This is a genomic window from Pseudomonas sp. PDM03, assembly GCF_014852385.1.
In the GTDB taxonomy this organism is placed as follows: Bacteria; Pseudomonadota; Gammaproteobacteria; order Pseudomonadales; family Pseudomonadaceae; genus Aquipseudomonas; species Aquipseudomonas migulae.
The window spans coordinates 25336-32124 of sequence record NZ_JACVBM010000036.1 but is presented as its reverse complement, the minus strand read 5'-3'; the positions used below and the strand labels follow the sequence as shown (position 1 = coordinate 32124).

3 protein-coding genes are annotated in these 6789 nt (G+C 62.6%); 2 read left to right on the top strand and 1 reads right to left on the bottom strand.

The features are described from left to right. Positions 1-2658, bottom strand: a 2658-nt coding sequence (locus tag IB254_RS29040) for a retention module-containing protein (protein ID WP_192420872.1), incomplete at its 3' end; no start/stop codon positions are given. Between the two features lie 591 nt (positions 2659-3249). Between IB254_RS29040 and IB254_RS29035 the strand changes: the two genes are divergently transcribed. Together IB254_RS29035 and IB254_RS29030 are read left to right on the top strand one after the other, a co-directional pair. Further along, positions 3250-4608 carry a TolC family outer membrane protein gene (locus IB254_RS29035; RefSeq protein ID WP_192420870.1) on the top strand — a complete coding sequence of 453 codons (1359 nt, stop codon included), beginning with the start codon at positions 3250-3252 and terminating at the stop codon, positions 4606-4608. Between the two features lie 18 nt (positions 4609-4626). Continuing rightward, a complete protein-coding gene (locus tag IB254_RS29030; RefSeq protein WP_192420868.1) occupies positions 4627-6786 on the top strand; it encodes a type I secretion system permease/ATPase in 2160 nt (719 codons plus the stop codon). The last annotated feature ends 3 nt before the right edge of the window (positions 6787-6789 follow it).

Genomic DNA, 6789 nt, shown 5'->3' with positions numbered 1-6789 from the left:
GCCGCCGTTGACCGGGGTCGAAGTGTCCGAGCCGGCGCGTACGCCGACCACCCCGCCGCCGAGCAACGGACCATCGGCGCCGGCGACGTCGTTCCACAACACGTTGCCGCTGACGGTGCCGCCCTCCACCACCGAGGTCGCGTCGGGGTTGGCGTTCGGTGTGTCATCGACGATGTTGACGTTGATCTGCCCGGTCGCGGTGCTGCCGTCGACATCCTTGGCCACCACGTCGAAGTGTTCGGAAATGCTGTCGGCACCGCTGGCATTCGGGTGGTCGCTGTCGTAACGCAACGTGTAGCTGTAGCTCACCACGCCGGTCGCCGGGTTGTAACCGGTGATGGTGAAGATCGCGCCGGTGTCGGTCTCGCTCGATTGCGGGAAGCCTGCCGCCACGCCCGCCGTGACCACGGCGATGCCGCCGACGGTGAGGGTCAGCAGGCCATCCGGCGCGTTGACGTTGAAGGTGCCGGTCTGGGTCAGGGCCGGAGCATCCGGGTCGGTGCCGTAGGTGAGGTTTTTTTCGTAGACGGTCAGCTCGCCGCCCTCTACGTCGAGGCCGTTGAGGGTCACCGGGCTGTTATGGATGTTCAGCTCCAGCGTCGCAGTGCTGATGTCGCCGTCGGCATCGGTGAGGGTGTAGTTGAATTTCTCCTTCCCCTCGCCGCCATTGTGCAGCGCCTTGAAATCGGCATCGCTGATGTTCAGCGTGTAGGTGTAGGTGCCGTTGGCATTCAGCACCAGGGTGCCGTAAGTCCCGGTGAACGTGCCCGCGGTAATCGGTCCGCTGTCCGGCCCGGTCGGCACGCGATCCGCGCCTTGCACGTCGTTGCTCAGGACATTGCCTTCGAGGGTCAGGTGCGTTGGCGTGGCGACACCGTCGTTGCTGTCATCCATCGCTTTGGGCACGTCGTCGACGATGTTGACCTTGATCGTGCTGGTGACGGTGTTGCCCAGGGCATCGGTGGCCTGGTAGGTGAAGCTTTCGCTCAGGGTGTTGGCGCCGTTGTCCGCGTGCGGCGTGGTGCTGGCCGGCGAGGTCAGGGTGTAGGTGTAAGTGCCGTTGGGGTTGAGCAGGATTTGCCCATAGGTTCCGGTGGCGCTGCCGACCAGGGTGTAGGTGATCGCGCCCGTCGCGCCGCTGACCGAGCCGACCAGTGTGCCGCTGGCAGTTTCGCCGGTATGGCCCGGCTCGCTACCGGTGACGGTGCCTGCCGCGAGGTCCTGGCCATCCTTGCTCAGGTCGAGCGCTTTTTCGTAGACGGTGACGTCGTTGTCGGTGGCTGCCGTGATGCAGCTGTTGGTGACGTCGATGGTGATGGTCGTGGTGCTTTCATCACCGTCGTTATCACGCAGGGTGTAGGTGAACACGTCGGTCGCACCGGGACCATTCACGCCGTTCGGGTAGCTGTGGTATTCGGCGTTGCCCTGGGCGTCCAGGGTCAGGTAACCGTAGGTGCCGTTGATGTGGGTGTTGAGGCCGCCGTTGACCGGGGTCGAAGTGTCCGAGCCGGCGCGCACGCCGACCACCCCGCCACCGAGCAACGGACCATCGGCACCGGCGACGTCGTTCCACAACACGTTGCCGCTGACGGTGCCGCCCTCCGCCACCGAGGTCGCGTCGGGGTTGGCGTTCGGTGTGTCATCGACGATGTTGACGTTGATCTGCCCGGTTGCGGTGCTGCCGTCGACATCCTTGGCCACTACGTCGAAGTGTTCAGAGATGCTGTCGGCACCACCGGGATTCGGGTGGTCGCTGTCGTAGCGCAACGTGTAGCTGTAACTCACCACGCCGGTGGCCGGGTTGTAACCGGTGATGGTGAAAATCGCGCCGGTGTCGGTCTCGCTCGATTGCGGGAAACCTGCCGCCACGCCCGCCGTAACCACGGCGATGCCGCCCACGGTGAGGGTTTGCAGACCGTCCAGCGCGGTGACGGTGAAGGTGCCGGATTGGGTCAGCGCCGGAGCGTCCGGATCAGTGCCGTAGGTGAGGTTTTTTTCGTAGACGGTCAGCTCGCCGCCCTCTACGTCGAGGCCATCCAGGGTGACGGGATTGTCTGGAGTATCCGGAATGTCCGGACGATCCGGGGTATCAGCCACAATCGGTGCAGCGGTCGCATTGCCGCCATTGTCCGGATCACCGGCGTCCGGATCACCGGCCAGACGCTCCCGGGGAAATTCGGGAACACCATTGAAGCCCGCAGTGGGAAAACCGACAGTCGGATCGACCCGCCCGGCCACTTCCTCCAGCAGCACAAAACTATGACCGCCGCCCAATGCACCGCCGGGCGCACCCGGTGTGCCCGGCCCCGCCGCGGTCGCTTCAGCGGTTTGGGTCGGGTCGTCGCCCGCCGCGATGGCTTTTTGTACTCGCTCGACATCTGACAGTTGAGCCTGAGTCGGCGTGGTCGCTTCAGGTGTATTCACATGGGAGGCGTGATCCACCAGCAACTGGGGGTTCATTTGCAGGCTGCTGCCACGCCCGAGCGTCAGTTCCTGGCCATTTTGCAGGTGCACCGCCACCGCGCCTTCGGCCCCGGTGATCAGTTGATCGCCGGCAAACAGCCGGTCCCCCTCGATCAGCACACGTCGGGTACCGTCGCTCCCCTGGGCGAACACCTGACCAATGACCTTACTGACGATACCGATGAGCGTAGCCATGTGCACTTCCTCCGCTGCCGACTGCCGCCGGCATCCTGTTGTTTGCGAAGAACGTGCTCATGGGTCAAGCGGTGGCCGGCGAGCCTCTTCCGGGGAGCAGCTCGTCAACACCAAGCCACTGCCCTGGCGACTGTCTCGCCAAGCGTGTCGCTCACGGGCGACGTGTCCGCTACGGAATAAAACCCTCTGCAATCAAAGGCATCGGGATCCTGTTCGGTAACACCTCGTCCAGTGAGCGATGCGTAACGGTTCTGAACCAGCCAAGTGACAAAAAACCGTCACCAGGAAAACCGTTTCGCGTCCCTCCCCTCCAGCACTTCTACGCCCTAGTCGATATGTGGGTGGAACTTTCCTTTTGCCCTTCAGAGCGCCCTAACGCTCATAAATCAAGGGCTTTCGACGTGAACAATGTGCTGGATTTTGCAGAGCGCATAAGTTTTTTTTGGCATAACCCTTATGAGAAATCCTTCTTAGATTCCTCCCAGAATGTTCTTAGCTCTGTTGTAAAGAGCATGAAACGGTTTTACCTATAAATGTCGTCAAATAATTGGCGACTAATAAGCACCATTTAGGACTCAGGGAGATGTACCCATGCGCCGATTGAACCCCATCTGCAGTGCGATTCTATTGGCGATGGCTTGTACTTCTCAGGCTCACGCCATGTCACTGACCGAGGCGATCCAGAGCACCCTTGCGACCCACCCGGAACTGGCGTCGCGGGTGGACAGCCGTCTGTCGGCCGATGAAGACGTGAAAGTCGCCAAGGGGGGCTTTTATCCTTCCGTGGATCTGAACGCCTCGTACGGGCGCGGGTACAGCGATAACACCAACACCCGGGCCTTCGGCAATCACCACACGGAAATCCTGAATTACACCCAATCGGAACTGCGTCTGCGGCAGATGCTGTTCGATGGCTTCAACACGGCCAACGAAGTCGAGCGCACCAAAGGCGTGGTCAATTCACGGGCCTATTACGCGCAGGGCACCGCTCAGGATCTGGCCCTGCGCACCATCGAGGTTTACCTCGAAGTGCTCAAGCGCCGCGAACTGGTGACGCTGGCCAAGAACAACCTGCAGGCGCACTTGCGGGTCAACGACCAGATCGGCCTGCGCACCCAGCGCGGTATCGGCAGCAACGCCGACGCCGATCAATCCGTGGCTCGCCGGGCACTCGCGGAAAACAACCTCGACACCGCGGAAGTCGATCTGGCCGATGCCGAAGCGAATTTCTACGCAGTCACAGGGCGCATGCCCGATGAACTGGAAACGCTGCCATCGATTCGCGGCGAATTGCCGCCCACGATCCGGGATGCCCAACAGAGCATGGTCGACAACAACCCGTACCTGAAATCGGCCCAGGCGGATGTGCAATCGGCCGAGAGCCAGTATGAAGTCGCCAAGTCGCCGTTCTACCCACGCTTCGACGCTGAAGCCGCGGTGGGGGCGAATAACAACATCGCCGGTGAAGAAGGCCACGACAACGAATGGCGCGTCGGCGTCGTGATGAACTACAACCTGTTCCGCGGCGGCAGCGACAAGGCGCGACTGGCCTCCGACGCGCACAAGATCAACCAGGCCATGGACATCCGCAACAATGCCCTGCGCCAACTCAACGAGAACATTCACCTGGCCTGGAACGCCATGGTCAACGCGAAAAAACAAACCCCGACCGCCCGCGAATACGCGGAAACCACCACCCGTGTACGGGCGGCGTATCAGGACCAGTTCGGCCTCGGCCAACGGACCCTGCTCGACGTGCTCGACAGTGAAAACGAACTCTACAACGCCAACCGCCGCTATACCGAAGTGCGCTACACCGAGGAATACTCGATGTACCGCGTGCTGGCGAACATGGGCCAGTTGCTGAGCCAACAACGGGTGGTGCTGCCCGCCGACGCGATTGCCCGGACCGAAGTGAAAAACGAAGCCCGTTTGCCTGAACTGAAGTAGCGTACTGGAGCGAGCAATGTGACCAGCATGGAATCCGGCAACACTGGTGTCGATCCGCGGCTGAGCTTCGATGACCCGCTCCTGGACGGTCTGTTGATTCTCTGCAAACTTCATGGCGCGACGGTCAGTCGCGCCAGCCTGAGTGCCGGGCTGCCAATGGCACACCAACGCCTGAGCCTGGACCTGCTGCCACGCGCAGCGGCCCGGGCCAGTTTGCAGGCGCGTTTGTTGCGCCGTGAACTGGACGACATTTCTGCGCTCAACCTGCCGGTGCTGCTGATCCTCGACAACGGTCGCACCGCCGTGCTGCGCCGCTTTGGCGATGATGGCCGCCTGCTGATTCTGCCGAGCGAAGCCGACGGCGGCGAGCAATGGGTCAGCCGTGAAGAGCTGGCCGAAAACTACAGCGGCCAGGCCTTGTTCGCCCGGCCACGGCATGAACTCGAAGACCTGCGCTCGCCACTGGTGCCGCGTGTGGAGGCGTGGTTTCGCGACACCTTGAAGCTGTCGAAGTGGCTGTACAGCGATGCGATCCTGGCGAGTTTCCTGATCAACCTGCTGGGGCTGATGGTGCCGCTGTTCGTGATGCAGACCTACGACCGAGTGGTGCCGAACCAGGCCACTTCGACCCTGTGGGTGCTGTCCATCGGCTTGCTGATCGGCACCGGTTTCGAGCTGGCATTGCGAGTGGTTCGCGCGCATTTGCTGGACACCGCCGGCAAGAAGACCGACGTGATCCTGTCCGCGACCTTGTTCGAACGCATCACCGGCATGTCGATGAAAGCGCGGCCAGCGACCATCGGCGGTTTCGCCCAGAGCATCCATGACTTCCAGGGCCTGCGCGAATTCCTCACCGCCGTCACCCTGACCAGCCTGATCGACCTGCCCTTCGCCGTGCTGATGCTGGTGGTGATCGGCCTGCTCGGTGGCTGGCTGGTGGTGATTCCGTTGCTGGCGTTTCCGATCACGATCCTGTTCGCAATGGTGATTCAGGTACGGCTGCGCGACACCGTGCAAAAAAGCCTGACCCTCGGCGCCGAACGCCAGGCGCTGCTGATCGAAACCCTCGGCGGCCTGGAAACCCTCAAGGCCTGCAGCGCCGAAAGCGAGCGCCAGCACAAATGGGAAAGCACCCATGGCGCCCTCACCCGCCTCGACAGCCACGCGCGCAACCTCTCGGCGCTGGCCACCAACGGCACGCTGTTCATCCAGCAGTTCTCCGGCATGGCGACCATCGTCGCCGGGGTCTACAGCATCATCGCCGGCAACCTCAGCGTCGGCGCGCTGGTGGCGACCTACATGCTTGGCAGTCGCGTACTCGCACCGCTGGGGCAGATCGCCGGGCTGATCACGCGCTATCAGCAAGCGCAACTGACGATGAAAAGTACCGATGCGCTGATGGGCCTGCCGCAGGAGCGCGACGCGAAACAGCGGCCATTGGAGCGCACGCAACTGCAAGGCGCCCTCGACGTCAGCGGCGTGACCTTTCGCTACAACGGCCAGAATGCACCAGCGCTGGCCAACATCAGTTTCAGCCTCAAACCCGGTGAGAGGGTCGGCATCATCGGTCGCAGCGGTTCGGGCAAAAGCACCCTGGGGCGACTGGTGATGGGGTTCTATGAACCGGAGGAAGGTCAGTTGCTGCTCGATGGCCTGGACCTGCGGCAACTGGACGTCGCCGACCTGCGCCAGCAAATTGGTTACGTCGCCCATGACCTGCCGTTGCTGGCCGGCAGCCTGCGCGACAACCTGACACTCGGCGCACGCTACATCAGCGATGCGCGGATGCTGGAAGTGGCCGAACTGACCGGCGTCACCGAGCTCGCGCGTCAACACCCACAAGGGTTTGACCGCCCCGTCGGCGAACGCGGGCAATTGCTGTCGGGGGGGCAACGCCAAGCCGTATTGCTGGCCCGCGCCTTGTTGCTCGACCCGCCGATCATGCTGCTCGACGAACCCACCAGCGCCATGGACAACAGCAGCGAAGATGTTTTGCGGCAAAAACTTCACGGTTGGGTCCAGGGCAAAACCTTGCTGCTGGTGACCCACCGCACCTCGATGCTCAGCCTGGTGGATCGGCTGGTGGTGCTCGACAACGGGCGGATCGTCGCCGACGGTCCGAAAGAAGCGGTCATCGATGCACTGCGCAAGGGCCGTGTCGGCTCTGCGGCCGTCTAGGAG

Excerpts from the sequence above, each read along its gene's own strand:
- IB254_RS29035 (WP_192420870.1), top strand. The coding sequence starts at position 3,250 with ATGCGCCGATTGAACCCCATCTGCAGTGCGATTCTATTGGCGATGGCT.